This window comes from Microbacterium sp. JZ31, from assembly GCF_016805985.1.
GTDB lineage: Bacteria > Actinomycetota > Actinomycetes > Actinomycetales > Microbacteriaceae > Microbacterium.
Window position 1 is genome coordinate 166,356 of record NZ_CP017661.1, and the last position, 26,322, is coordinate 192,677.

A 26,322-nucleotide genomic window follows, 5' to 3' on the forward strand; every position below is an offset into this window, starting at 1 on the left:
GGGAGCGGCTTCGCCGCGGGATCCGAGCGTCCGCGTGCGCTGATCGGCGTCAGGCGCTGACGGACTGGACGGCCAGCTCGGCCATCCGCAGACCGCCGGGGTGGTCGTCGGCGGTGATCGTCACGACGGCGTCGCCGGCGAACACCAGCAGCTGTCCGTACGCGCCGTGCAGGCGCCACGCCGTCCCGGGCCCCGCCCAGCCCGAGAGGGCGTAGTGCTCGTAGCCGGGGGAGCCGCCCGTGGCGATCCAGTCGGCGTGCATCGCGTCGATCCAGCGGGTGGAGATGATCCGCCGCCCGCGCCAGACGCCGCGATCGCGGATCAGCCTGCCGATGCGGGCCAGCTCCTCGGTGCGCAGGTGCAGGCCGCCGGCGGCCTTGATCCACCCGTTCGGACAGCGCTCCCAGCCCACGTCGTCGATGCCGAGCGGCGCGAACAGCCGCGGTGCGAGCCAGTCGGAGACGTCGCCGACGACCGCCGCGAGGGCCCGCATGGCCGTGTACGTGCTGGCGTTCGCGTACTGGGTCACGCGCCCGCGGGAGGGGCGGCTGAGGAACTCGCGCGCGAGATCCGGCCAGTCCTCGAACAGGGTCGGCGTCCAGGGCAGGTCGATGCCGCTGGTCATCGTGAGCAGGTGCCGGATCGTGACCTCGGCCACGCCGTCGCCGGTCGCGAGGTCGGGAAGGTAGCGGGCGACGGCGGCGTCGATGTCGAAGACGCCCTCGTCGTGCGCGATCCCCGCCGCGAGGACGGCCACCCCCTTCGCGACGGACTCGACGTCGATGCGCACGTCCGGCGCCCACCGGTGAGCGGCCTCGTCCTCGCCGATTAGCACGTGCGCGCCCAGCGCGCCGAGCCCCTCGGCCTCGATGCCGCGGACGAGACGCTCGAGCGCCGCCTGTGCGGTGACCGCGTCCCGGCTCGTCGTCGCCTCCACCCGTGCTGCCTCCTCCGGCCCCGAGGGCCTCGGACAGACTACGCGCACGCCGCCGGCAGCCCTGCCTCAGTCGCGCTCGGCGGCCACGCGCAGCCACGGGTCCGCGGCGTCGCCGCGGGCGGCCGCACCCCGCGCCGATCCGTCGGCGTGCACGAGCATCGCCCAGTCGTCGAGGCTCGTGCCGGCCGCCTCGAGCCGCGCGCGCAGGCGGCGCACGGCGCGACGCGTCGGCGTGCCCTTCACGCTCGCGGGCGCCATGTGCGTCTCCACCAGCGTGACGAGCGCGCGCGTGAGCGGCTCGGGCCACGCCAGCCGCCCGCCGAGGTCCTGCACGATCTCCGCACCCGCGTCCGCATGCCCGTGCGAGATGATCCTGCCCTCCGGATTGCGCGTGGTGGTCCGCGGCTTGCCGATGTCGTGCAGCAGTGCGGCGAGTACGACCAGCTCGCGCCGCTCGCCCGGGATGTCCCCGCGGTCGCAGCCGGCCGCCGCGAGGTCGGCAGCCGTCAGGCAGTGCGTGAGCACGTCGCCCTCCGGATGCCAGATCGCGTCCTGCGGCACGTCGCGCATGGAGGCGAGTTCGTCGACCGCGTCCACGAGGCCGTCGTCGATCAGTGCGCGCGACGGCACGCGCTGCGTGCGGGCGATCTCGCGCAGCGCCGCCCCGACGGCGGCCGCATCGCGCTCCGGGCTCATGCGTCGATCCTTCCAGCGGAGGACGGCGTGCGGCAGGGCCGCGGCTGCGATGGTGCCGGCGAATCCGGCGTCGTCCCGTGCGTTGCCCCCCGCTCCGGGCCCGCGTGTCCTAGCGGCGCGCGTCCTCGGTCTCCCGCAGGCGCCGCTCCGCGAGCCGGGGCAGCGCGACCTGGCGCGCGCTCTCGAGCGCCCGCAGCACGGCGCCGCGCGTGACGATGTCCGCTCCCAGAGACGATGCGACGAGCGCGGGAGCCGGCAGGTGCAGGTGCGGTCCGAGCGCCTCCCGCGCGGCGTCGAGCACCGGACCGATGCCCTCGGCGATGGCGCCGCAGACGATGATCCGCTCGGGGTCGTACATGCTGCCGAGCACCCCGACGATGCGGGCGAGGCTCTCACCCGCCGTGCGCACCACCTGCAGCGCGTCCGGATCGCCGGCCGCCGCGAGCCCGAGCACGTGACGGGCGTCCACGTCGCGCGGATCCAGGCCGGCGAGTCCGCCGTCCGGAGCCGTCTCTCCCGATGCGACGAGCGCGCGGGCGCGACGCTCGAGGATCGGGCCGAGCCCGAAGGCGGAGTCGACGCCGCGCACGTAGTCGAAAGCGAACATCTCGCCGACGCCGCCGTGCAGGCCGTGGAGCAGGTGGCCGTCGATCACCACGCCGGCGCCCAGCCGCTCGCCGGCCAGCAGCGCCACGTAATCCCGGCAGTCCACGGCCGCGCCCACGGCGCCCTCGGCGGTGGCGGCGAGCTGCGCGTCGTTCTTCACTTCGACCACGTCCGCCAGGTCGGCGAGCAGGTCCACGAGGCCGGCGTTGGTGCGCTCCCAGAAGCCGTCGGGATGCCTGGGGGAGTGGCCGTCCCTGTCCACGGGCGCCGCGACCCCCACGCACAGCGCCAGGAGGGGCCCATGCCCACCCCCGGCGAGCGCGGTCTCCACGTGCCGCAGCACCGCGTCCTGGCGCCGGCGGATCGAATGACCGGGATCGAGATCGAAGCGGCTGTGCAGGATGGCTTCGCCGGCGAGGTTCGTCACCTGCAGGCTCAGGTGCGTGTCCCCCGCGTCGAGGCCCGCCACGGTCCCGAGATCCGCTGGCAGCTCGAAGCGTCGCGCGGGTCGCCCCGCGCGGTACTCGCCGGCCGCTCGCGCGTTCGGCAGCTCGCGCAGCATCCGCGCCGCCACCAGGGTGTCGATGGCGTCGATCGTCGTCGACCGGGTCAGCGTGGCGGCGGCCATGGCGTCGGTCGCGGTGAAGACGCCCGCGCCCCAGGCGAAGTCGAGCACCCGTCCGAGGCTCGATCGGCCCGTGCCGAGGTCCGCGGGGCTCATCACCATGGCTCTTGACCTTTCGTTCGAGTCCTGAGAGAGTCTTCCCCAATCGACTTGATTCGGCCAGCGAATTTATTACGGCGATGCCGACGCGGGGCGACTCCAGGAAAGGACGACGGTGTCTTCGAGATCGATACGGGCGGTGCGCGTGGCGGCGGCCGCGGCGGTGCTCGCGCTGGGGGGAGCGATGCTCGCCGGCTGCTCCGCGGACGGGCGCGAGACCATCCGGTTCGCGTTCTCCAAGCGCGAGGCGCTGGAGTTCATGAACGGGCTCGTCGACGAGTACAACGCGTCGCAGGATGAGGTGCGCGTCGAGATGGACACGTCCGGCATCGACGTGGTCTCGGCGAGCTTCGTGCGCGGCAATCCGCCGGACGTCATGCTCGCGAACTACAACTACGAGGTCGCCCGGTACGTGCAGCGCTGCGCGCTCACCGACCTGTCCGACACCGAGGCCGCCGCGAACACGAACGAGGACCTCGCGCCTCTCATGGCGCAGTACGGCACGTGCGAGGGCCGCGTCAGCGCGATCCCCTACTCGGTCATGGCGGCGTCCGTGATCTACAACCGGGAGATCTTCGACGAGCACGGCGTCGAGGTGCCGCAGACCTGGGAGGAGCTGCTCGCCGCCTGCGAGACGTTCGAGGCCGCCGGCGTGACGCCCATCTACGCGACGTTCAAGGACGACTGGACGGTCGGCCAGGGCTGGTACGACTACGCGGCGGGCGGCTCGCTCGACGTGCTCGACTTCTTCGATCGCCTCGCGCAGGAGGGCGCCGACGTCGGGGCCGACTCCGAGGTGTCCTTCGAGCGCGACTTCGCCGAGCCGATGGAGCGGATGGTCCAGCTCACCGAGTTCACGAACGAGGACGCGGCGAGCCGCGGCTACGGCGACGGCAACCTCGCCTTCGCGAACGGCGAGGCGGCGATGTACCTGCAGGGGCCGTGGGCCTTCAGCGAGATCGCGAAGACCGCGGAGGACCTGGATCTCGGCACGTTCCCGCTGCCGATGACGGATGATCCGGACGACCTCGCCGTGCGAGTGAACATGGACCTCGCGGGCATGGTGCCCGTGGAGGCCGCCAACCCGGAGGCCGGGCGCGACTTCCTCGAGTTCCTCTTCCAGCCCGAGAACATCGAGGCGTACAACGCCTCGCAGCTCGGCTTCACACCGACGGCCGACGCGCCGACGCCGGACGACCCGCGCATCGAGGGCATGAGCGAGTTCTACGCCGAGGGTCGGTTCTACCAGGGGCCGTCGGTGCTCGTGCCGCGCACCATCCCGATCAACGGCTACGCGCAGGCGATGGTGCTGGGCTCCGACACGGGCCAGATGCTGCGCACGATCGACGCGGACTGGGCGCGCGTGGCGTTCCGCGCGCCGGCGCCGCGCACCGACGCGCAGGGAGCGGACGAATGAGCCAGGCGATCGTGACGACGGGTCCGGCGACCACCGCGCCGCAGGCGACCGGGCGCGGGCACAAGCGCCGCGTCGAGCCGATCTACTACCTGTTCCTGCTGCCGAGCCTGGTGCTGTTCACGCTCGCGATCACGGTGCCGGGCGTGGTGGGCATCTTCTTCAGCTTCACCGACTCGATCGGCATCGGCGAGTGGAGCTTCAACGGGCTCACGAACTACGTCGCGATGTTCAGCGATCCCGCGATCCTGCGCAGCTACCTGTTCACGTTCGGGTTCTCCATCACCACGGTCATCGTGGTGAACGTCATCGCGTTCCTGCTCGCGGTCGGCCTGACGTCCCGGATCCGGCTGAAGACCGGGCTGCGCACGATCTTCGTGATCCCGATGGTGATCTCGGGCATCATCATCGCCTACGTCTTCAACTTCCTGTTCTCGAACTCTCTGCCCGCCGCGGGAGCGGCGACCGGGATCTCGTGGCTGCAGACGAGCCTGCTGGCCAATCCGGATCTCGCATGGATCGCGATCGTGATCGTCACCGCCTGGCAGTCGGTGCCGGGCACGCTGCTGATCTACATCGCGGGTCTGCTGTCGGTGCCGGGCGACGTGTACGAGGCGGCCGACATCGACGGGGCGAGCAAGACTCAGCAGCTGTTCCGCATCACGATCCCGCTCGTCGCGGGATACGTGGTGATCAACGTGATCCTCGGCTTCAAGAACTACCTGAACGCGTACGACATCATCGTCGGCCTCACGGGCGGCGGGCCGGGAACCGCGACGCGCAGCGTCGCGATGTCGATCGTCCAGGGCTTCTACGGCGGCGACTACGCCTATCAGATGGCCAACGCGACGATCTTCTTCGTCGTGGCGGTGCTCATCTCGCTCCTGCAGCTCTCGCTGACGCGGGGAAGGAACACGTTCTGATGTCCGCTACCGCCTCGAACGCCACGCAGGGCGCCCCCGAAGTCCCCCGCACCGGCCCCGTGCGCGCGAACCGCGAGGGCGCCGAGCGCGTCAACTGGTCGGGCACGATCCTGCTCATCCTGTGCGCGGTGACCGTGCTGCTGCCGCTGTACGTCACGATCAGCATGGCGTTCAAGACCGGTAGCCAGGCGGTCGACGGCAACGCGTTCTCGCTGCCCGCGCCGTTCAGCATCGACGGCTTCGTCCAGGCCTGGAACCTCACGCGCTTCCCGGTGGGCGCCGGCATCTCGCTGTTCGTGACCGCGGGCACGGTCGTCGCGACGATCGTGCTCGCCGCGACGGCGTCCTACGCCATCGTGCGCAACTGGGACCGCCGCCTGTTCCGCTGGTCGTTCTTCTACCTGCTGGCTGCGATGTTCATCCCGTTCCCGGTCGTGGCGCTGCCGCAGATCCAGCTCACCGGACGCGTCGGGCTGGACAACCCGGTGGGCGTGATCATCCTTGCCACGATGTTCCAGCTGAGCTTCAGCGTGCTGCTGTTCACGGCGTTCCTGCGCTCGATTCCGATCGAGCTCGAGGAGAGCGCGCGGATCGACGGCGCCAGCACGTGGCAGACGTTCTGGCGGCTGATCTTCCCGCTGCTCGCACCGATGAGCGCGACGGTCGGCATCTTCGCGTTCCTGTACGCCTGGAACGACTTCATGATGCCGTCGCTGATCATCTCCGATCCGGCCCTGCAGACGCTGCCCGTGCGGCAGAACCTGTTCCAGAACCAGTTCAGCAACAACTACAACGTCGCCTTCGCCTCGTACCTCATGGCCATGGCGCCCGCGATCGTCGCCTACCTGTTCACGCAGCGCTGGGTGATGGAGGGCGTCACGCAGGGCGCCGTCAAGGGCTGAACCCGCCGCCCGATCGTCCGTACAACCCGTCCGCACAACCGTCCGCCCGCGCGACCGAACGCGCAACCGCCCGACAACCGGAAGGAGTCGCCGCCCCATGACCGAGGTGCTGCCCCACGAGACCCCCGACGCCCTGAAGGACCCGAACTGGTGGCGGCATGCCGTCGTCTACCAGATCTACCCGCGCAGCTTCGCGGACGCGGACGGCGACGGCCTCGGCGACATCCCCGGTGTCGTCTCCCGGGTGGACTACCTCGCCTCGCTCGGCATCGACGCGGTGTGGCTGAGCCCGTTCTACCCGTCGGCGCTCGCGGACGGCGGCTACGACGTCGCCGACTACCGCGACGTGGATCCGCGGCTCGGCACGCTCGAGGACTTCGACAGGATGGTCGCCGAGCTGCACGCGCGCGGCATCCGCGTGATCGTCGACATCGTCCCGAACCACACGTCGGATCTGCACGAGTGGTTCCAGGAGGCGCTCGCCGCGGGGCGCGGTTCGGCCGCCAGAGAGCGGTACATCTTCCGCGAGGGCTCGGGACCGGATGGCGCCGAGCCGCCGACCGACTGGGTGTCGGTGTTCGGCGGTCCCGCCTGGCACCGCGTCGAGGACGGCCAGTGGTACTTCCACAACTTCGCGAAGGAGCAGCCCGACCTGAACTGGGACAACCCTGAGGTGCGCGAGGACTTCCTGAAGACGCTGCGCTTCTGGTCGGACCGCGGCGTCGACGGCTTCCGCATCGACGTCGCGCACATGCTCACGAAGGACCTCACGGAGCCGCTGCCGTCGCGCGAGGAGCTCACGCTGATCCCGATCGACGGGAACCACCCGCTGATCGACCGCGACGACGTGCACGAGATCTACGCCGAGTGGCGGCAGCTGTTCAACTCCTACGACCCGCCCCGCACCGCCGTCGCGGAGGCGTGGGTGGCCTCGCACCGCGTGCCGCGGTACGCGAGCCCCGAGAGCCTCGGCCAGTCGTTCAACTTCGACCTGCTGGAGGCCGACTTCGACGCCGCGCAGTTCCGCCGCATCGTGACCGACAACCTCGCGCTCGCGGCCGAGTCCGGCTCGTCGAGCACCTGGGTGCTGTCGAACCACGACGTCGTGCGGCATGCCACGCGCTACGGTCTGCCGCCCGAGCCGGCCGACTCGACCTCGCACACGCGGCACGGCGGCGACTGGCTGATCAACGGCGGCGACGAGGCGCTGCTCGACCGCGAGCGCGGCGCGCGCCGCGCGAAGGCCGCGACGCTGTTCATGCTCGCCCTGCCGGGATCGACCTACCTCTACCAGGGCGAGGAGCTCGGCCTGCACGAGGTGGCCGACATCCCGGAGGGGGAGCGGCAGGATCCGACGTTCTTCCGCACCGGGGGAGCGGAGATCGGGCGCGACGGCTGCCGCGTCCCGCTGCCGTGGAAGGCCGAGGGCCCGTCGTTCGGCTTCGGCGCGAGCGGCGCCCACCTGCCGCAGCCGGCGTGGTTCGCGAAGCACGCCGTGGAGACGCAGGATGGCGATCCGAGCTCCACGCTGTCGCTGTACCGGCGCGCGCTCGCGCTGCGACACGAGCTGCAGGCCCCGGAGCAGCTGGAGTGGGTCGAGACCGGGCGTCCCGACGTGCTGTGGTTCCGCCGGCCGAACGGCTGGCAGGTCGTGACGAACTTCGGCACCGAGCCGTACGAGCTCGCGGACGCGCCCGACGATGCCGACGTGGTGCTCTCGAGCGACGGCGCGACGCGCTCGTCCGTACCGGGCGAGACGACCATCTGGATCGCGCCCGCCCGCTGATCCCGTCGATCCGGGCCGTCCCCGCACCCCTCGGCGGCCAGCCGTCGCGTCTCGCGTCGGCCGGTCGCCGATCTTCATAGCGGGCCCATAGCCCGAGGAGCGCTCTCGCATCGCATCGCGCGCTGAGATCGTGTCGTCCCGGTCGGGGCGAGACGAGCGGAGGAAGCGATGGACAGCGAGCAGGGTGCGGCGGGCGTGGCGCCGTCGACAGGGGAAGGTCAGGCGAGCGCGACGCCGGCGGGCGCGGCGCCGCAGACGCGGAGGCCGTGGTACCGGCGCCGCGGCCCGCAGGTGGGCATCGGCTCGACGCTCGTCGTGGCGGGTGCGCTGGCGTTCGGGCTGCCCGCCGCCGCGAACGCGGGGGCGGCCGCCGCGCACCGTGTCGCCCAGGCCGCGGCGGCAGCGGGTGCGGCGACGGCCCAGGATGCATGGACCGATCAGCGGACGTATCGCGGCGCGCCGGGCTGGGATGGTGCGCCGACGGACAGCGGCACGGGCACGGAGCCGGAAGCCACGACGCCCGAGGCGACCGCCGCGACCACCGACGAGTCGGTCGGGGTCGCGATCATCGAGACCGTCCTCGGCTACCAGGAGGCGGCCGCCGCGGGGACCGGCATCGTGCTGACGAGCGACGGGCTCATCCTGACCAACAACCACGTGATCGATGGGTCGACCGCGATCGCGGTCACGCTCGCGGACACGGGCGAGACGTATGCCGCGACCGTCGTCGGCACGGCCCCGTCCGAGGACGTCGCCGTGCTGCAACTCGAGGACGCATCCGGACTGCGGGCCGCGACGATCGACGACGACGCCGAGGCCGTCGGCGATGCCATCACGGCGGTCGGGAACGCGGAGGGCGGCGGCGTGCTGCTCGCGGCCGACGGCCAGATCACCGACCTCGAGAGCTCCGTCACCACCGCGGCATCGGGGACGACCGCGGCGGAGACGCTCGACGGCATGATCGAGATCGCGGCGGATGTCGTGTCGGGCGACTCTGGAGGTCCCGTGCTCGACGCCGGGGGAGAGGTGATCGGGGTGACCACCGCCGCCTCGTCCGGCAGCGTCGACACCACCGCCTACGCCATCCCGATCGAGGACGCGCTCGCGCTGGCGGATCAGATCATCGCCGGCACGGACACGGCCGAGATCACGATCGGCTACCCCGCGTTCCTCGGCGTGCAGCTGCCCGCGCAGACGACGGTGCCCGGCGGTACGACGGCGGCTGCGGGCGCGCTCATCGCGGGCGTCGTGGCGGGAACGCCCGCCGCCGAGGCCGGAATCGGGCAGGGCGACACGATCACGGCGGTCGACGGCCAGGCTGTGGCCGACGGTCAGGCGCTGCGCGACCTGCTGGCGGGATACGCGCCGGGCGAGCAGCTGACGATCGAGTGGATCGACGCATCCGGCGCCGCGCAGTCGGCGACCGTGACGCTCATCCAGGGCGCGGCCGACTGAGCCCCTCGCTGCGTCACGAGGGGCCCGCAGCGGCGACACCGCGGGCCCTTGTCTGCGCGGATCGAGGAGAAATCCACGGACGAGGTCGATCCGGTCCGATGCGCTCCGTGACGGTGAATATCTCCTTGATCCGCGTCGCACGCCCCCGTCAAGGGGTCTTCCGGCGCGCGTAGGCTTCCGGTGTGCTCGACCTGCACCGCCTCACTCTGCTGCGGGAAGTCAAGCTGCGCGGCAGCATGACGGCCGCCGCGCGCGAGCTCTCGTACAGCCACTCCGCGATCTCTCAGCAGCTGGCGCTGCTGGAGAAGGAGGCCGGCATCACGCTGCTCGAGAAGGTGGGGCGCGGCGTGAAGCTGACTCCCGCAGGGGAGGGGCTGGTGCGCAACACCGAGGCGATCCTCGCCGCCGTGGAGCGCGCCGAAGCGGATCTCGCGACGGCTCATCGGCGTGCGCAGGGCACGGTCGACGTCGCCGTGTTCGCCACGATCGCGCGCTCGATCATGCCGGCCGCGCTCGCCGCGCTCGCCGCGTCGCATCCCGGGCTGGAGGTGCGGCTGCATCTGCACGACCCCGAGGTCGCGGCCGTCCGCCTGATCTCGCGCGACGTCGACGCCGTGATCACCGACGCCTACCCCGGAACCGAGGGGGCGGCGGGCGCGGGGATCCACTCGAGCGTGCTCGGGCGCGATCCGGTGCGCGGCTACCTGCCCGCCGGATTCGACCCCGCCGACGCAGCCGCGGTGCGCGACGTGCCGTGGGTCATGGAGCCGCGCACGTCGGCCGCGACGCAGTGGGCGCTTCGCGTGTGCCGCGAACGCGGCTTCGAGCCGAAGGTCGCTCACCACTCCTCGGACGTGCTGTTCCACCTCCGCATGGTCGAGCACGGCCTGGCCGCCGCGTTCCTGTCGGACATGGTCATCCGCGAGGCGGGGAGCGAGGTGATCCCGAGCTCCGCCCTGCCGCGGGACCAGCACCGGTCGATCCTGTTCCTCGTGCGCGAGGGGGCGCAGGATCGGCCGGCCCTCGTGGCGATCCGCGACGCCGTGACGGATCTCCTCGCCTCGAGTTGAGGGGTAAGCGGTAAGCGCTGCTGACGGGTATAGGTCAGCAACCGTCGCTTCTCTTTACGCATGGCTCTCCGTAGCGTTGTCGCCACGGGCATCGCCCGTCCGTCGACCCGCGAAGGAGCGCCTATGACCCGCATCGATCAGGTCACTGCGTCCGAGGTGACCGTGTCGGAGGCGCCCCTGTCGGAGGCGCCCGCCCTCCTCGACGGGCCCGCGCTCTGGCCGGCCCAGGCTCACACCCCCACGGTGCTGGGCCGCCAGCTCGTGATCGAGCGCGGCGAGGGCTCCTACGTCTTCACCTCCGACGGGCGCCGCCTGTTCGACGGCACCGCCGGGCTCTGGCACGCGAACATCGGTCACGCGCACCCCGAGCTCGCGCAGGCCGCCTACGACCAGATGCGGCGGCTCGAGACCTATCACACGTTCGCGCGCTTCACGAATGACAAGGCGCTCGCGCTGGGCGAGCGGCTGGCGGCGCTGTCGCCGATCGATCGGTCCAAGGTGATCCTCAACTCCGGCGGATCCGACGCGATCGACGTGGCCTGCAAGCTCGCGCGCCGGCACTGGCAGCGCGAAGGCCGCGCGAGCAAGACGGTCATCCTGAGCCGCGAGTTCGCGTATCACGGCCTGCACGCGTACGGCACGAGCATCGCGGGGCTCGAGTTCAACCGCGAGGGCTACGGCACCGACTCCCTGGTGCCCGAGACGGCCCGCGTGCCGCTGCACGACGCGGCCGCGGTCGCCGAGACGATCGAGCGCATCGGCGCCGAGAACATCGCCGCGATCGTGACCGAGCCCGTGCAGGGGACGGGCGGCGTGAACCCGCCGGCGCCGGGCTACCTCGAGGAGATCCAGCGGCTCTGCCGCGCGCACGACATCCTGCTCATCCTCGACGAGGTCATCACGGGATTCGGCCGCACCGGCACGATGTTCGCGGCGCAGCGCTACGGCGTCGACCCCGACATGATCACCTTCGCCAAGGGCGTCACGTCGGGCTACGCCCCGCTCGGCGGCGTGCTCGTCGGCCCGCGCGTGTGGGAGCCGTTCTACGTGGACTCGGCCGAGACGCCCGTGTTCCGCCATGGCGCCACCTACGCCGGCCACGCCACCGCGGCGGCGGTCGCACTGGCGCACCTCGACATCCTGGAGCGCGAGCGACTCGTGCCGCGTGTGAACGAGCTCGAGGCTGTGCTGCGCACCGAGCTCGCGGGGCTCGCCGAGCGTCAGGAGGCCGTGGTGGACGTGCGCGTCGCGGGTCTGCTCGGCGGCGTCTCGCTGGCGGATCGGCTGGACGCGGTCGCGATCGCGGACGACCTGATCGAGCTCGGCTACATCTCGCGTCCGCTGCGCGGCAACACGCTGCAGATCAGTCCGCCGTTCATCATCTCGGACGACGAGCTGCGCGGCTTCGTCACCGCGATCGAGCGCGCGGTCGAGGACGCGACCGCGCACTGATCCGGAGCCGGCCGCCCGCGCGGCGCGTCCGTCATCCCGCCTGATCGTCCTCCGACCACTCCTGCGGCTCGCCCAGGCCCTCCTCGATCCGGCGGCGCAGCTCCTCGACCGCGGTGGGCGCATCGGGGCCCGTCGCCTCGATGCGCAGCACGTGGTCCCTCGCCGCCGCGAGAGACAGCAGGCCGACGAGGCTCGCGGCGTTGACCGGTCCGCGGTCCGTCGTGAGGTTGCGGATCCGGACGTCCGCGTCGTAGCCCCCGGCGGCGCGCGCCAGCACGGCGGCGGGCCGGGAGTGCACGCCCAGCGGATTGACCAGGCGCGCATCCGCGCTCGCGGAGTCGGACGCGGGCGCCGGCTCCGATCGCGCGGACTCGGTCTCGTCCTCGCGCCGCTTGGCCGCAAGCGCGTCCGCCGCTTCGGCGGCCACCTCGTCGAGTGTTCCGCCGGTCGCGGCGCGCACGAGTGCGGCCGTCGTGCCCTCCACGAGCGGGCCGTCGCTGATCCGCACCGGCTGTGCGCTCTCGCGCAGGTCGAGCGCGAGCTCGGTGCTGATCGCCGCCGAGCCGAGGTCGGTCATCACGAGCACGCCCGTCGTGTCGGCCAGCTCGTCGATTGCCGCGGCGATCGCTGCCGCGTCGGTGCCGAAACCGCCCTCCGCGCCCGCGGCGATCCGGACGGGCGGCTGCGCGCCCTGCGCCATCTGCATCGCCAGCTCGACGGTCGCTCGCGCGAGGTCCTCGCTGTGCGAGACGATCACGAGCCCGATCATGCCGCGAGCGCCTCGGCGAGCGATGCGAACAGGATGGCCGTCGACGCCGCGCCCGGATCGATGTGCCCCGCGCTGCGCTCGCCGAGGTACGACGCCCGGCCCTTGCGGGCGACGAGCGGCTCGGTGGCATCCCGCCCCGCCGCGGCGGCATCGGCCGCGGCACGCGCGGCATCGTGCAGCGTGCCGCCGTCGGCGAGCCCGCCCCCAGGGCATCCAGCGCCGGCTGCAGGGCGTCGAGCATCGTCTTGTCGCCGGGCTCGGCCTTGCCCCGGGCGACGATGCTCGTGACCCCCGCCCGCAGCGCCGCCTCGACGTCCTCGCCGTCGGCCTCTGCCGCATCCGGCAGCGCCTTGGCCACCTCGAGGAAGAACGAGCCGTACAGCGAGCCGCTCGCCCCGCCCACCTTCGAGATGAACGTCATGCCGACCGACTTCAGCAGCGCGCGCAGCGTCTCGGCGTCCTCGAGCTTCGGCAGCACCGCCGCCATTCCGCGCTTCAGGTTCGTGCCGTGATCCGCGTCGCCGATCGCCGAGTCCAGCTGCGTGAGGTGGTCGGCCTGCGCGGCGACCGCTTCTCCGAACCCGCGCAGCCAGGATCGCGCCGTCTCCACCGTGAACGTCGCCATGTCAGCGCCCCCACCGCAGGGCGGCGGTCTCGACCGGGGCGTCCCACAGACCCAGCAGCTCGTCGTCCGCGCGCAGGAGCGTGAGCGAGGCGCCGGCCATGTCGAGGCTCGTGATGTAGTCGCCCACGAGCGAGCGGGCGACCGTGACGCCGCGCTCGTCGAGCAGCGCGGCGATCTCGCCGTACAGCCCGTACAGCTCGATCAGCGGCGTGGCCCCGAGGCCCGACAGCAGCGCGATCACGGGTGCGCCCGTGAAGTCGAGGTCGGACAGGATCGCGTCCACGATCGTGGCGGCGATGTCGTGCGCCGACGCGAGGGGCTCGCGGTGGCGCCCCGGCTCGCCGTGGATGCCGACGCCGACCTCCATCTCGTCCTCCGGCAGGTCGAAGCTCGGCTTCCCCACCGCCGGCACGGTGCAGCTCGTCAGCGCGACGCCCATCGACCGCCCCGCGGCGCTCACCCGGTCCGCGACGGCCTTCACCTCCGCGAGCGTGCGGCCCTCCGCCGCGGCGGCGCCCGCGATCTTCTCCACGATCACGGTCGTGCCCACGCCCCGGCGTCCCGCGGTCCAGGTGGAGTCCTCGACGGAGACGTCGTCGGCCACGACGACCGACTCGACCTCGATCCCCTCCTCGCGCGCGAGATCCGCCGCCATCTCGAAGTTCAGGACGTCGCCCGTGTAGTTCTTCACGACGAACAGCACGCCCGCGCCCGCCTCCACCTGCTGCGCGGCGGCGAGCATCTGATCCGGCGTGGGCGACGTGAAGATCTCGCCCGCGCACGCCGCCGCGAGCATCCCCTCGCCCACGAACCCGCTGTGCAGCGGCTCGTGCCCCGAGCCGCCGCCCGAGACGAGCGCCACGCGCGGCGTCTCGGAGCGCGGCGCGGCCACCACGCGGTTCTCGAGATCGACCGTGAGCTCCGGATGCGCGGCGGCGACGCCGCGCAGTGCGTCGGCCAGCACCGTGTCCGGGGAGTTGATGAGCTTCTTCATGCGCGGGTCTCCTTCGACTCGGATCGAGCGCGCCGGACGCTCCGGCGAGGGTCTCCCTCGCATGCTCGTCCCCGCGGCCCCGGCGTGGCAAGGGCCGATCCGGTCCGACCGCGTCGCGCCGGGTCTCGCCCGGTCTCAGACGAAGCGGATCGTCTGCTGCAGGCGCGTGCGGATGTCGAACAGCTCGTTGCCGCCGATGTCGCGCGAGCCGGGGACCCCCGTGCGCAGCAGGTGGGCGAGCACGGAGCGGCGCACCACCACGACGGGCACCCCGCGCACGGTGCCGAGCGCGTTGATCGGCTGCGCCAGATCGTCGTCCGGGAGCACGACGATCGCGCCTCCGAACCTGACGCGGGCCGCGCGGGCCACGGCGCGCATCCGCCCGAGCAGGCCCGCCACGGGCGCCTCGGCCCCCACCTCGGCGCCGATGATCTCGCCGCGGCGGAAGCGCACCTCGCCGCCGAAGTCCTCCGACATCACGCCGTACAGCCCCGACGGACTGAGCACGACGTGGTCGAGCTTGTGCCCGGGCTGCCGTCCGGCCGCGACGTCGTGCCACACCGTGAATCCGATCCCGAGCTCCGCGATCGCCCGTGCGGTCGCCTCCTCGGCGAGCGCGTCCGCCAGCAGGTGGCGCAGCTCGCGCGGTGCCGACCGCACGAGCTCGGGCGCGTACGGGTCGGGCACATCCTGCCCCCGGCCCGCCCACTCGCGGATCAGCTCGAGGTAGCGCTCCCGGCGCCAGCCGCCCGGATGACCGTACGAGCGGGCGCGCGGACGCGTGTCGGCGCGCGGGCCGCGCGCGGGCGCCGCGCCGGCCTCCCAGCTCGGCTCGGGCGCGAGCGACGTGCCGGCGCCGCTGTCGTACGCGGCGCGCGCGGCGGGCGTGCCGATCAGCTCCCACGCGTGCTGCACGCGCACGAACTCGGCCGCATCGCCGCCCGTGTCGGGATGCGTCTGCCGCAGCCGCAGGCGGTACGCGCGGCGCAGCTCGTCCTCGCTCGCATCGCGCGGCACACCGAGCACCTCGTAGGCCGAGGCCGAGAGCGGACCGGACATCGCACTCCCTTCGACCGCGCCCTTCAGGCTAAGGCACGCGGGCCCTAGCATGACGCGCATGGGTGCGCTCACGCTGTCGACCACGATCCGGTCCTACGGCCCGGCCGCCGCGATCCTGCTCACGGAGGACCAGATCGCGCAGCTCGGGCGTGCGAAGTCCCCGCCCGTGGTCGTCACGATCGGCGAGCGGCGCGCGCGCCTGCGCGTCGGCCGGATGGGCGGCGACATCCTGATCGGCTTCAGCAAGGCGGCCCGAGCGGAGCTCGGCATCGAGGCGGGCGACGAGGTCGAGGCGCGCATCGAGCTGGATGCCGCGGAGCGCGCGGTGGAGGTGCCGGACGAGCTCGCCGCCGCGCTCGACGCCGAGCCCGGGCTGCGTGAGGCGTTCGACGCGCTCGCCTACAGCAGGCGCAAGGAGGCGGCGCGCTCCGTCGCGGAGGCCAAGCAGGACGCGACGCGCGAGCGCCGCATCGCGAAGGTCCTGGAGTCGCTGCGCGGCTGATGCGGCGCGTCGACCCGCGCGATCCGGGTGGATCGCGATGTCGACGCGTCAGTCGATGCGCGAGTGGTCGCCGAGGGCGTGCCAGGTGCGGTTGTGGTACACCAGGGGCGGCTCGCCCTCCGGTCCGCGGTTCGCGGCACCCTGCAGGGCGTGCGCGGCGATGACGGTCGAGCCGCCCGCCTCGAGGCGGCTGACGATCGCGCAGCGCGTCCACGCCCGCACACCGTGGTACAGCGGCTCGCCCGTGGGCAGGCGGGTCCAGGCCGATCGGTCGGCGAAGCGGTCGACCCCGCTGGTCGAGGCGAGCTTCGCGAGCGACAGGTCGGCCGAGTCGAGCAGGTGCACGACGATCGAGTCGGACGCCAGGATCGACGGGGTCGCGGACGACAGCGACGACACCGAGAAGATCAGGATCGGCGGATCGACGCTGACCGACGCGACGGAGGTCGCGGTGAGCGCCACGGGTCCGTCGGGACCCTCGGCCGTCACGACCGCGACGCCGCCGGGGTGGCCGCGAAAGAGCGATTTGAACCCGTCGGCGTCGAGCGCGCCGGGAACGGTCAGCAGGTCGCCCGCGTGGCGGCCGCCCGCGTCGCCGTGGTCGTCCGATGCTCGCTGTGCGCTGGTCTCGGTCATGCTTCGACGGTAACGAGACGCACCCGGGTGAGTCCTGCGTGCCGACTCACAGCGCAACATTGGCTCAGGCCGGCGCCGTGCCGCCCATCGGCCGGGGCGTCGCCACCACGGGCTCCCGCGGGTCGAGCACCGCGGCCACGATCGCCTCGATCGCGAACTCGCTGGCGCGCGCGAGGTCGACCGCGTCGGGATCCAGCAGCCACTGCACCTGCAGCCCGTCCATGACCGCGAGGATGCTCGCCGATGCGTCGGCGACGGTGCCGGGGGCGGTGATCCCGCGTTCGGCGCACACCGCCTCGAACGCGCGGGCGACCTCGGCGCGCAGATTCCGGTAGCGCTCCTCGAAGTACGCGCGGGCGGGGTGGTCGTCCGTCACCGCCTCCCCGGAGAGCACCGCGAACGCCTGCACGATGCCGGCGCGCCGCGCGTTGACGAACGCCGTGCGCACGAGGTGCCGGAACAGCTCCATCCCACCGGGGATGTGCTGCTCGACGAGGTCGGCGACATCCGTCTCGTCGCGGTAGGTCAGCACCTCCAGCAGCAGCTGGGTCTTGGAGCCGAAGTGGTGGAGCACGCCGGCGTGCGTCATGTCGACGTGGTCGGCGATCTCGGCGAGCGTGCCGTTCGCGAAGCCCTTGGCGCCGAAGGTCTCCATCGCGGCGTGCAGGATCTCGGCGCGCTTGCGCGCCGTCTCGGGCCGGGACTTCGCCTGCCGCTTCGCCATGGTCACGATCCTTCTCGCTGGATGGGTACATCATGCTCCCTTTACAAGTTACTTACTGCTGAGTAAGTTCAGTGCAGCGGCTCCCGGAACGACCCGGGGCGAGCCCCTGCAATCACAGGAAACGTCTCTTCGAAGGAGAAGCGATGAAGAAGAAGTCACTCGTCTTCGCGGTCGGCCTCGCCGCCGCGATCGCCCTCAGCGGCTGCGCCGCGGGCGGCTCGGGAACCCAGGAGTCGGTCGCCGCGCCCGAGGGCGGCGCGGCGCTCACGATCGCCAAGCCCGACGGCGCCATCACGACCGAGTCGAACAACCCGTGGGTCGGAGACTCGTCCGCCAACAAGCTCGGCTACAAGAACGTGGTCTTCGAGCCGCTCGCGATCGTCAACCCGACCGGCAGCAACGAGACCACCCCGTGGCTCGCCGAGAAGGTCGAGTGGAACGACGACTACACGCAGCTGCGCATCACTCCGCGCACCGGGGTGACGTGGAACGACGGCGAGGAGTTCACGGCCGACGACATCGTCTTCACGTTCGACCTCATCCGGAACACGCCGGCGTTCGACACCGGCAACATCCAGCTCACCGACATCCAGAAGGACGGCGATGACGTCGTCCTCACGTTCGGCGAATCGAAGTTCGTCAAGCAGGCCCAGGTGCTGAACATCCAGATGGTGCCCGAGCACATCTGGGCCGAGGTCGAGGACCCGACGACCTTCACGAACGAGAACCCCGTGGGCACGGGCCCCTACGTGCTCGACAGCTTCAGCTCCCAGTCGGTCACGATGACCGCCCGCGACGACTACTGGGGCGGCGAGCCGGCCGTCCCCACGCTGTACTACGTGTCCTACAACGACAACACGGCGCTCACCACGGCGCTGGCGAGCGGCGAGGCCGACTGGGCACAGGCCTTCATCTCGGACATCGAGAACCAGTACCTGTCGAAGGACGAGCACAACGTCTTCTGGCCCGCCAACGTCATGGCGCCCGACGTGCTGTTCCTGAACACGCAGGAGAAGCCGTTCGACGACGTCGCCTTCCGCAAGGCCGTCAACATGGTCATCGACCGGGAGGCGCACACCACGATCGCGCGGGAGAACGCGGGGCCGCAGCTCACCAGCGTGACGGGTCTTCCCACCCCGGTCGGCGAGCAGTACATCGCGCCCGAGTACAAGGGCGAGGAGTTCGAGATCGACGTCGAGGGCGCCAAGGCCGTGCTCGAGGACGCCGGCTACACGTGGGAGGGCGACGCGCTCGTGGATCCCGACGGCGAGCCGGTCGAGTTCACGCTGCAGGTGCCGCAGGGCTGGAACGACTACGTCACGGGCATCAGCCTGATCGCCGACCAGGTCAAGAAGACCCTCGGCGCCGACGCCAAGGTCGACACCCCGGACGTCGACACGTGGACGCAGAACAAGCGCGCCGGCACGTTCGACGCGATCATGCACTGGACCGACTCGGGCACGACGCCGTACGACCTGTACTCCGACACGATGGACGGCCGCTGGCTCGAGGCGGGCGAGCTCGTCGACTACAACTTCGGCCGCTACGACAACCCCGAGGTCACGCAGCTGCTGAACACGTACGCCAACGCGTCGAGCGACGAGGAGCGCACCGCCGCGATCGAGCAGGTCCAGAAGGCGTTCGTCGAGGACGTCCCGGTCATCCCGGTCGGCACGCACCCGATCCTGGCGGAGTTCAACACGCGCAACTACGTCGGCTGGCCGAGCGACGAGGACCCGTACGCACCCGGAGACCCGCTGCAGGTCGCGGCGGTCCAGGTGCTGATGAACCTCGAGCCCGCGAAGTGACACCCGGTGGGGGCCCGGCAGCCGCCGGGCCCCCACCTCCCTCACCCCAGCCACCGGTGCCGCGGGGCACCTCCGCGCGCGTGCGCGCCGTGATGAAAGCGATCCCGATGCCAGACCCCCTGCTCACCGTGCGCGACTTCTCGGTCGTGTACGACGTCACCCCTCCCGTCGAGGCGGTGAAGAACGTGTCCCTCCAGCTGCAGCGCGGCGAGATCCTCGGCCTGGCCGGCGAGAGCGGCTGCGGCAAGACGACCCTCGCCTACGGCGTGCAGCGGCTGCTGCGCGCGCCGGCCGTGATCACGGGCGGCAGCGTCGTGTTCCACGACGTCGCGGAGGGCGACATCGACATCAATGGCCTCGGGCCCGACGCCATGCAGCGGTTCCGCTGGGACAAGGTCTCGATGGTGTTCCAGGGCGCGATGAACGCGCTCAACCCGGTGGCGACGATCGGTGCCCAGCTCGACGACGTGTTCGTCGTGCACCGCCCCGGCATGACGAAGGCGGCCCGGCGGCGCGAGTGCGAGGAGCTGCTCGAGATCGTCGCGGTGGGCCGTGAGCGCTATCGCTCGTACCCGCACGAGCTCTCGGGCGGCATGCGCCAGCGCGTCATGATCGCGATGGCCCTCGCCCTGCGGCCGCAGCTCATGGTGATGGACGAGCCGACGACCGCGCTCGACGTGCTCGTGCAGCGCGAGATCCTGCGCCAGATCTCCGAGCTGCGCCACGAGTTCGGCTTCTCGGTGATCTTCATCACGCACGACCTGCCGCTGCTGCTCGAGATCAGCGACCGCATCGCGATCATGCGCGAGGGCGAGATCGTCGAGCTCGCCGCCTCCCGCGACATCTGGGAGCACCCGCAGCACGACTACACCCGACGCCTGCTGAGCTCGTTCCCGCGGCTCACCGGAGCGCGAGGGGTGTTGACACGATGACCTCGCTCGAGTTCCGCAACGTCACCAAGCGGTACCGCGTGCGCGGCGCGGATCCGATCCTCGCGCTCGACGACGTCAGCTTCACGCTGCGTGAGCGCCAGACCATCGCGCTCGTCGGGCAGTCCGGATCCGGCAAGTCCACGATCGCCAAGATCCTCACCCAGCTCGAGACGCCCACGAGCGGCGAGGTGCTGCTCGACGGCAGGCCCATCCCGCGCCGCGGCCGCGGCCTGCGCGCCTACCGGCAGCGGCTGCGCATGGTGTTCCAGGATCCGTTCGCGTCCCTGAACCCGTACCACTCCATCCGGTACCACCTGGAGCGGCCGCTGCGGCTCGACGAGATCGTGCCCAAGGACGACACGGAGGCCGAGGTTCGGCGCCTGCTCGAGCGCGTGCGCCTCGAGCCGGACGCCGTGATCGACCGGCGCCCGCACGAGCTGTCGGGCGGTCAGCGCCAGCGCGTGGCGATCGCCCGTGCGCTCGCGTCGCGGCCGAGCCTGCTCGTGGCGGACGAACCCGTCTCGATGCTCGACGTGTCGATCCGCGTCGGCGTGCTGAACCTGCTCGCCGAGTTGCAGCGCGACGAGGGCCTCGGCGTGCTCTACATCACGCACGACCTCGCCACAGCCCGGCACTTCTCGGACGAGATCATGGTGCTGCACCACGGCCGCGTGGTCGAGGCGGGCCCCGCCGACGACGTCATCCTGAACCCCCAGCACGAGTACACGCGCGAGCTGCGCGCGGCCTCGCCCGATCCGGAGAAGCACTTCGCCTCGGCACCGGGCCTCTCCGCCGCGTACCCGGACGGAGGCATCGCGTGAGGATCCCGATCCGGTTCATCCTGAACCGCGCCGCGTTCTATCTGTTCACCCTGTGGGCCGCCATCACGATCAACTTCCTCGTGCCGCGCATGATGAAGGGCGACCCGGTCAGCGCGTACATGAACAAGTACCGCGGCCAGATCACGCCCGAGGCGGAGCACGCCATCCGGACGCTCTTCGGCCTCGACAGGGACACGTCGCTGTGGGAGCAGTACCTCGACTACTGGGGCCTGCTGCTGCGGGGCGATCTGGGCCGCTCGTTCTCCAACGGCCTCGCCCCGGTCGGCGAGGTCATCGCGGTCGCCCTGCCGTGGACGGTCGGGCTCGTCGGCCTGGCGACCGTGCTGTCGTTCCTTATCGGCACCGTGCTCGGCGCGGTCGTGGGGTGGAAGCGCGGCAGCCGCGCCGACGTGATCGTGCCCATCACGACGTTCTTCTCGACCGTGCCGTACTTCTGGCTCGGCCTGATCGCGATCGCGGTGTTCTCATCGACGCTCGGATGGTTCCCCGCCTCGCACGCGTACGACAAGGGAGCCGCTCCCGAGTTCACGATCGGCTTCGTGGGCCAGGTGATCGCGCACGGCGCGCTGCCGCTCCTCACGATCCTGATCGCCTCGCTCGGCGGATGGATCCTCGGCATGCGCAACATGATGCTCACGGTGCTCGACGAGGACTACATCACGGTCGCGCAGGCCAAGGGCATGCCGAACCGGCGGGTGCTGTGGCGGTACGCGGCGCGCAACGCGGTGCTGCCGCAGCTGTCGAGCTTCGCGCTGTCGATCGGCTTCATCGTCAGCGGCACGATCGTGATGGAGCTCGTCTTCTCCTATCCCGGCGTCGGCAAGATGCTGCTCGACGCGACCGCCGCGAAGGACTATCCGCTGATGCAGGGCCTGTTCCTGATCATCACGCTCGCGGTGCTGTGCGCGAACATCCTGGCGGACATCGCGCACGCCGTCCTTGATCCCCGCACCCGTCAGTCGGAGGGCTGAGATGACCAACACCGCTGCAGCCGAGATCCCCGCCAGCGGGATCGGCGTGCCCGAGACCGCGACCATCCGCAGCGCGCCGGGAGGCAGGGCGCCGCGTCGCAAGACGGTGGCGGGGCAGATCGCCGCGTCGTTCGCGATGTTCCGCAACCCGAAGTCGCTCGCGGGCCTGACCATCATCGGCGTGTTCGTGCTGATCGCCATCTTCGGCGACGTCATCGCGCCGTTCGGCCCGATGGAGAAGGACTACCAGGCGCTGCGCCAGGGGCCGTCGCCCACGCACCTGCTGGGCACGACCCACATGGGCGAGGACGTCTTCAGCCAGATCGTGTTCGGCACGCGCGGCGTGCTCATCGTCGGGTTCCTCGCCGGCCTGATGGGCACGGTCATCGCCGTGATCGTCGGCGTCATCGCGGGCTACACGCGCGGCTGGCGCAGCGAGTCGCTCTCGGCGCTCACGAACGTGTTCCTGGTGATCCCCGGCCTGCCACTCATCATCATCGTGGCGTCGTCGTTCGAGGACCCGCCCTTGTGGATCATCGCGCTCACACTCGCCGTGACCGGCTGGGCGTGGGGCGCGCGCGTCCTGCGCGCGCAGACCATGTCGCTGCGCAACCGCGACTTCATCCAGGCCGCCCGGGCGAACGGCGAGTCGCTGCCGCGGCTCATCTTCGTCGAGATGCTGCCGAACCTGCTCGCGATCATCGCGTCCAGCTTCGTCGGCACCGTCACGGCCGCCGTGCTGGGGCTCACGACGCTCGCGTTCATCGGCGTGATCCCGATCACGAACCTCAACTGGGGCACGATCCTGTTCTGGGCCCAGCAGAACGGCGCGTTCCCCGCGTACTGGTGGTGGTACGTCCCCGCCGGCCTGTGCATCGCGATCCTGGGCGTCGCCCTGTCGCTCGTGAACTTCGGCATCGACGAATACGTCAACCCCCGTCTGCGGTCGGCGGGCGAGCGCGCCCGCGCCATGAAGAAGCGCGGCCTCAGCGCGACGTCCGCCGTCACCGCGGTGCGCCCCGCGAGCAAGGAATCCGCCTCATGACGATCGACACCGGCTCGACCACCCTGCAGGCCGCGTACCTCGACGCGTCGCTGCCGGTCGCCGACCGGGTCGCCGACCTGCTCGGCCGCATGACGGTCGAGGAGAAGGTCGGGCAGATGCTGCAACTCGACGCCCGCGACGACCTGGACGACCACATCCTGCGCCGGCAGGCGGGGTCCATCCTGCACACGTCGCCCGAGCGGCTCGCCCGCGCGCACGCGCTCACGGCGCGGACCCGTCTGCGGATCCCGCTCGTCGTGGCGGAGGACTGCATCCACGGGCACTCGTTCTGCGAGGGCGCCACGATCTTCCCGACGCAGCTCGGCATGGCCGCGACCTGGGACGCCGATCTGGTGGAGCGCGCCGCGCGCGCGACCGCCGTGGAGGTCGCCGCGACCGGAGTGCACTGGACGTTCTCGCCCGTTCTCTGCATCACGCGCGACCTGCGCTGGGGGCGCGTGAACGAGACGTTCGGCGAGGATCCGCACCTGATCGGCGAGCTCGCCTCGGCGATGGTGCGCGGCTATCAGGGCTACGGGCTGACCGATCCCACCGCGATCCTGGCGTCCGCGAAGCACTTCGCGGGCTACTCGGAGACGCAGGGCGGACGGGACGCCAGCGAGGCCGACATCTCCCGACGCAAGATGCGCTCGTGGTTCCTGCCGCCGTTCGAGCGAGTGGCGCGGGAGGGATGCCGCACGTTCATGCTCGGCTACCAGACCACCGACGGCATCCCGATCACGATCAACGAGTGGCTCCTGAGCGACGTGCTGCGCGGCGAGTGGGGCTATACCGGAACGCTCATCACCGACTGGGACAACGTCGGCCGCATGGTGTGGGAGCAGAAGGTGCAGCCTGACATCACGCACGCCGCGGCCGCGGCCGTCAAGGCCGGCAACGACATGATCATGACCACGCCGACGTTCTTCGAGGGGGCCCTCGAAGCCATCGAGGGCGGCATGCTCGCGGAAGCCGACCTGGACGCGGCGGTCGCGCGCATCCTCACCCTGAAGTTCGAGCTCGGCCTGTTCGAGCAGCCGCGGCATCCGGATCTCGTCCGCATGGCGGACGTGCTCGGCCACGCCGATCACGAGGCGCTGAACCTCGAGATCGCCCGCCGCTCGCTCGTGCTGCTGCGCAACGACGGCGTGCTGCCGCTGGAGGGCGGGCTCACGGCCGGTGCGGACGGGCGCGCGGTCGGGGCGCCACGGGCGCGCCGGATCGCCGTGGTCGGGCCGCTGGCGGATGACGCGCAGACGCAGCTCGGAGACTGGGCGGGCAACTCCGGGCAGGCGGGCTGGCTGCCGGACGGACAGCCGCGCGACATGATCACGACCGTGCTCGACGGGCTGCGGGCGCATGCGCCGGTGGACTGGGAGGTGTCGTTCGCGGAGGGCGCCGGCATCCTCTCGCTCGTGCCGGATCCGGCGGGCACGCACTTCCCCGACGGGCAGCCGCGTCCCTTCGTGGTCGAGCCGGCGGCGCCGGACAAGGCTCTGATCGCCGAGGCCGTCGCGCAGGCCGAGGCGGCCGACTACGTCGTCGCCGTCGTGGGCGACCGGATCGAGCTGGTCGGCGAGGCGCGCTCGACCGCGACTCTCGAGCTCGTCGGTGCGCAGATCGCACTGCTGGACGCGCTCGCCGCCACGGGCACGCCGCTCGTGGTGGTGCTGCTCGCGTCCAAACCGCTCGTGCTGCCGCCCTCCGCGCTGGGCGCGTCCGCCATCCTGTGGGTCGCGAACCCCGGCATGCAGGGCGGGCGAGCGATCGCCGAGCTGCTGCTCGGGCTGATCGAGCCGAGCGGCCGCCTGCCGCTGTCGTTCGCGCGGCACGTGGGGCAGCAGCCCACGTACTACAACCAGATCCGCGGCCAGCACGGCGACAGGTACGCCGACCTCACGCAGAGCCCCGCATGGGCGTTCGGCGAGGGTCTGTCGTACACCACCGTCGAATACGCGGACGCCCGGATCCTCACGCCGTCCGTCACGCAGGATGAGGTCATCCGGGCCCGCGTGACGCTGCGGAACACCGGGGCGCGCCCGGCGAGGGAGACCGTGCAGGTGTACGTGAGCGACCTCGTGACGTCGGTCAGCTGGGCCGACAAGGAGCTCAAGCACTTCACGCAGGTCGAGCTCGGCCCGGGGGAGGAGCGCGTGGTCGAGCTCGCGCTGCCGGCCGCGGCGTGCACGATCGTCGACGCGCGCGCTCGCCGCGTGGTCGAGCCCGGTCGGTTCGAGCTGCGGATCGGCCCGTCCTCGCGCGAGGAGGCGCTGCTGCCCGTGCCGTTCGAGATCACGGGCTGAGATGGCCGTCCGGCGGCGGGTCACTCGCCGCCGCCGGACGGTCATACGCGCGCGGGCGCCTCGGTGGCCAGCAGCGCGCCGAGGAAGCGGGCGATCTGGCCCGGTCCCGAGCGCGGCGCGACCGTCTCGACATCCGGGTTGTAGTTCGTGTTCGTGTTGAGGTCGTACGTGACGAGCCGGCCGTCCTGGGTCTCGGCGAACTCCAGTCCCGCGATCCGGATGCCGGACCTCTCGAGGAACGCGCGGTGCTGCGCGACGAGCGGATGCTCCGCCGTGATCTCGGCGCGCAGCGCGAACGGCGGGAACGCCGCGCCGTCGACCGCGCACGCATCGGCCGGGCACAGCTCGAAGCTGCCCGCGCTGGTGTCGACGCGCACGGCGTACACGAACTCCCCGCCCACGTACTCGGCGCGCGTGATGAACGGCTCGCGGGTCGCGAGGAACTCCTGGATCAGCGTGATGCCGTCCGGCGACGGCTCGAAGCCGGGGCCGTCGACCCACGCGTCGAACTCGTCGTGCGTGTCCCAGCGCCGCACGCCCAGGCCCTTGCCGCCCTGGTTGTGCTTGCTGATGAACGGCGCCTCGAAGGCACGGGCCCGCTGCTTCAGGTCGGTCGTGCCGAAGACCGCGGCGGTGCGCGGCACGTCGATCCCGGCCGCCCGCAGCGCGGCGTGCTGGGCGACCTTGCTCATCTCGAACTCGAGCGTGCCGCTGCCGCCGATCACGGTGCGGCCCCACGACTCGAGCCAGCGGAGCACGGCGCGGCCGTACTCCTTCGAGGCGGCATGGTCGCGCGTGTGCGCGGATGCCGACAGTCGCGACCAGAACACGCCCTCCGGAGGCTCCGACGACAGATCGATCGAGCCGTCGGTCAGCAGCCACTGCTCCGCCGGCACGCCCTCGCGCTCGAACGCGGCCGCGAAAGGCGGCCACCACTCGGGGTTCTCGTGGATCGCAAACACCTTCACCCCCTCATTGTGTCCGGCCCGCGCGGGGTCGGTCCGATCCGCGCAGGGATTGGCGGATCCGGCGGGCGCGCGTTAGCGTGGTCGCGTGCACACCTGTCGCTGTTGTCGCTGAGGCCCGCCCGCTCCACTCGGGAGCGCGCCCCAGAACGACCACCGACAGCTTCCATGGCGACGCGCAT

The 26,322-nt window shown here is 71.7% G+C and carries 23 protein-coding genes and 1 pseudogene; 14 read left to right on the plus strand and 10 right to left on the minus strand.

Features of this window, described 5'->3' with window-relative positions; genetic code table 11:
• Window positions 1-49: 49 nt before the first annotated feature.
• The 3 genes from BJP60_RS00815 to BJP60_RS00825 form a co-directional block, all read right to left on the minus strand.
• Window positions 50-937: a serine hydrolase domain-containing protein gene (locus BJP60_RS00815; RefSeq protein ID WP_203136930.1), complete on the minus strand. Its 888-nt coding sequence runs from the start codon at window positions 935-937 to the stop codon at window positions 50-52.
• A gap of 66 nt (window positions 938-1,003) precedes the next feature.
• Window positions 1,004-1,633, minus strand: coding sequence for an HD domain-containing protein (locus BJP60_RS00820; RefSeq protein WP_203136932.1), 630 nt, complete (start codon window positions 1,631-1,633; stop codon window positions 1,004-1,006).
• Window positions 1,634-1,742: 109 nt separating this feature from the next.
• Window positions 1,743-2,960 carry an ROK family protein gene (locus BJP60_RS00825; protein WP_238439485.1) on the minus strand — a complete coding sequence of 406 codons (1,218 nt, stop codon included), beginning with the start codon at window positions 2,958-2,960 and terminating at the stop codon, window positions 1,743-1,745.
• Between the two features lie 118 nt (window positions 2,961-3,078).
• On the opposite strand from BJP60_RS00825, the gene BJP60_RS00830 reads away from it, so the two are divergent.
• The 7 genes from BJP60_RS00830 to BJP60_RS00860 all read left to right on the plus strand — a co-directional run bounded on the left by BJP60_RS00830 (window position 3,079) and on the right by BJP60_RS00860 (window position 11,965).
• Complete coding sequence (locus BJP60_RS00830; RefSeq protein ID WP_442923388.1) at window positions 3,079-4,380, plus strand: ABC transporter substrate-binding protein; 1,302 nt, start codon at window positions 3,079-3,081, stop codon at window positions 4,378-4,380.
• Window positions 4,377-5,300 (plus strand): carbohydrate ABC transporter permease, encoded by a 924-nt coding sequence (locus BJP60_RS00835; protein ID WP_238439486.1) that lies wholly within the window; start codon window positions 4,377-4,379, stop codon window positions 5,298-5,300. The genes BJP60_RS00830 and BJP60_RS00835 overlap by 4 nt, the downstream gene beginning before the upstream one ends.
• Complete coding sequence (locus tag BJP60_RS00840; RefSeq protein WP_238439487.1) at window positions 5,300-6,202, plus strand: carbohydrate ABC transporter permease; 903 nt, start codon at window positions 5,300-5,302, stop codon at window positions 6,200-6,202. Before BJP60_RS00835 ends, BJP60_RS00840 begins: the two co-directional genes overlap by 1 nt.
• A 97-nt stretch (window positions 6,203-6,299) precedes the next feature.
• Window positions 6,300-7,988, plus strand: coding sequence for a glycoside hydrolase family 13 protein (locus BJP60_RS00845; protein ID WP_203136935.1), 1,689 nt, complete (start codon window positions 6,300-6,302; stop codon window positions 7,986-7,988).
• A 168-nt stretch (window positions 7,989-8,156) separates the two neighbouring features.
• Window positions 8,157-9,443 (plus strand): S1C family serine protease, encoded by a 1,287-nt coding sequence (locus BJP60_RS00850; RefSeq protein WP_203136937.1) that lies wholly within the window; start codon window positions 8,157-8,159, stop codon window positions 9,441-9,443.
• Window positions 9,444-9,625: 182 nt separating this feature from the next.
• Window positions 9,626-10,513 (plus strand): LysR family transcriptional regulator, encoded by an 888-nt coding sequence (locus tag BJP60_RS00855; protein WP_203136939.1) that lies wholly within the window; start codon window positions 9,626-9,628, stop codon window positions 10,511-10,513.
• A 123-nt stretch (window positions 10,514-10,636) separates the two neighbouring features.
• Window positions 10,637-11,965 carry an aminotransferase family protein gene (locus tag BJP60_RS00860; RefSeq protein ID WP_203136941.1) on the plus strand — a complete coding sequence of 443 codons (1,329 nt, stop codon included), beginning with the start codon at window positions 10,637-10,639 and terminating at the stop codon, window positions 11,963-11,965.
• Window positions 11,966-11,996: 31 nt separating this feature from the next.
• Here BJP60_RS00860 and BJP60_RS00865 read toward each other — a convergent pair whose 3' ends face one another.
• The 4 genes and pseudogenes from BJP60_RS00865 to BJP60_RS00880 form a co-directional block, all read right to left on the minus strand.
• Complete coding sequence (locus tag BJP60_RS00865; RefSeq protein WP_203136943.1) at window positions 11,997-12,734, minus strand: HPr family phosphocarrier protein; 738 nt, start codon at window positions 12,732-12,734, stop codon at window positions 11,997-11,999.
• A pseudogene (dhaL, locus tag BJP60_RS15535) lies at window positions 12,731-13,359 on the minus strand (dihydroxyacetone kinase subunit DhaL). Before dhaL ends, BJP60_RS00865 begins: the two are co-directional and overlap by 4 nt.
• A 1-nt stretch (window position 13,360) precedes the next feature.
• On the minus strand, window positions 13,361-14,353 hold the full coding sequence (gene dhaK / locus BJP60_RS00875; protein ID WP_203136944.1) for a dihydroxyacetone kinase subunit DhaK: 993 nt from the start codon (window positions 14,351-14,353) through the stop codon (window positions 13,361-13,363).
• A gap of 135 nt (window positions 14,354-14,488) precedes the next feature.
• On the minus strand, window positions 14,489-15,412 hold the full coding sequence (locus BJP60_RS00880; RefSeq protein WP_203136945.1) for a DnaJ domain-containing protein: 924 nt from the start codon (window positions 15,410-15,412) through the stop codon (window positions 14,489-14,491).
• Window positions 15,413-15,470: 58 nt separating this feature from the next.
• Between BJP60_RS00880 and BJP60_RS00885 the strand changes: the two genes are divergently transcribed.
• A complete protein-coding gene (locus BJP60_RS00885; RefSeq protein WP_203136946.1) occupies window positions 15,471-15,914 on the plus strand; it encodes a YdeI/OmpD-associated family protein in 444 nt (147 codons plus the stop codon).
• A gap of 48 nt (window positions 15,915-15,962) precedes the next feature.
• Here BJP60_RS00885 and BJP60_RS00890 read toward each other — a convergent pair whose 3' ends face one another.
• Together BJP60_RS00890 and BJP60_RS00895 are read right to left on the minus strand one after the other, a co-directional pair.
• Window positions 15,963-16,550 (minus strand): flavin reductase family protein, encoded by a 588-nt coding sequence (locus tag BJP60_RS00890; RefSeq protein WP_203136947.1) that lies wholly within the window; start codon window positions 16,548-16,550, stop codon window positions 15,963-15,965.
• A gap of 64 nt (window positions 16,551-16,614) precedes the next feature.
• Entirely contained in the window at window positions 16,615-17,274 is a 660-nt protein-coding gene (locus BJP60_RS00895) for a TetR family transcriptional regulator (RefSeq protein WP_442923389.1), read from the minus strand.
• 143 nt (window positions 17,275-17,417) lie between these two features.
• On the opposite strand from BJP60_RS00895, the gene BJP60_RS00900 reads away from it, so the two are divergent.
• The 6 genes from BJP60_RS00900 (at window position 17,418) to BJP60_RS00925 (ending at window position 25,175) form a co-directional block, all read left to right on the plus strand.
• On the plus strand, window positions 17,418-19,082 hold the full coding sequence (locus tag BJP60_RS00900) for an ABC transporter substrate-binding protein (protein ID WP_203136949.1): 1,665 nt from the start codon (window positions 17,418-17,420) through the stop codon (window positions 19,080-19,082).
• A gap of 107 nt (window positions 19,083-19,189) precedes the next feature.
• Window positions 19,190-20,014 carry an ABC transporter ATP-binding protein gene (locus BJP60_RS00905; protein ID WP_203136950.1) on the plus strand — a complete coding sequence of 275 codons (825 nt, stop codon included), beginning with the start codon at window positions 19,190-19,192 and terminating at the stop codon, window positions 20,012-20,014.
• Window positions 20,011-20,835 carry an ABC transporter ATP-binding protein gene (locus BJP60_RS00910; protein ID WP_203136951.1) on the plus strand — a complete coding sequence of 275 codons (825 nt, stop codon included), beginning with the start codon at window positions 20,011-20,013 and terminating at the stop codon, window positions 20,833-20,835. The genes BJP60_RS00905 and BJP60_RS00910 overlap by 4 nt, the downstream gene beginning before the upstream one ends.
• Entirely contained in the window at window positions 20,832-21,827 is a 996-nt protein-coding gene (locus BJP60_RS00915; RefSeq protein WP_238439488.1) for an ABC transporter permease, read from the plus strand. The genes BJP60_RS00910 and BJP60_RS00915 overlap by 4 nt, the downstream gene beginning before the upstream one ends.
• 1 nt (window position 21,828) lies before the next feature.
• On the plus strand, window positions 21,829-22,872 hold the full coding sequence (locus BJP60_RS00920; RefSeq protein WP_203136952.1) for an ABC transporter permease: 1,044 nt from the start codon (window positions 21,829-21,831) through the stop codon (window positions 22,870-22,872).
• Complete coding sequence (locus BJP60_RS00925; protein ID WP_203136954.1) at window positions 22,869-25,175, plus strand: glycoside hydrolase family 3 N-terminal domain-containing protein; 2,307 nt, start codon at window positions 22,869-22,871, stop codon at window positions 25,173-25,175. Before BJP60_RS00920 ends, BJP60_RS00925 begins: the two co-directional genes overlap by 4 nt.
• Window positions 25,176-25,216: 41 nt before the next feature.
• Here BJP60_RS00925 and BJP60_RS00930 read toward each other — a convergent pair whose 3' ends face one another.
• Window positions 25,217-26,143, minus strand: coding sequence for an ATP-grasp domain-containing protein (locus BJP60_RS00930; RefSeq protein ID WP_203136958.1), 927 nt, complete (start codon window positions 26,141-26,143; stop codon window positions 25,217-25,219).
• Window positions 26,144-26,322 lie beyond the last annotated feature (179 nt).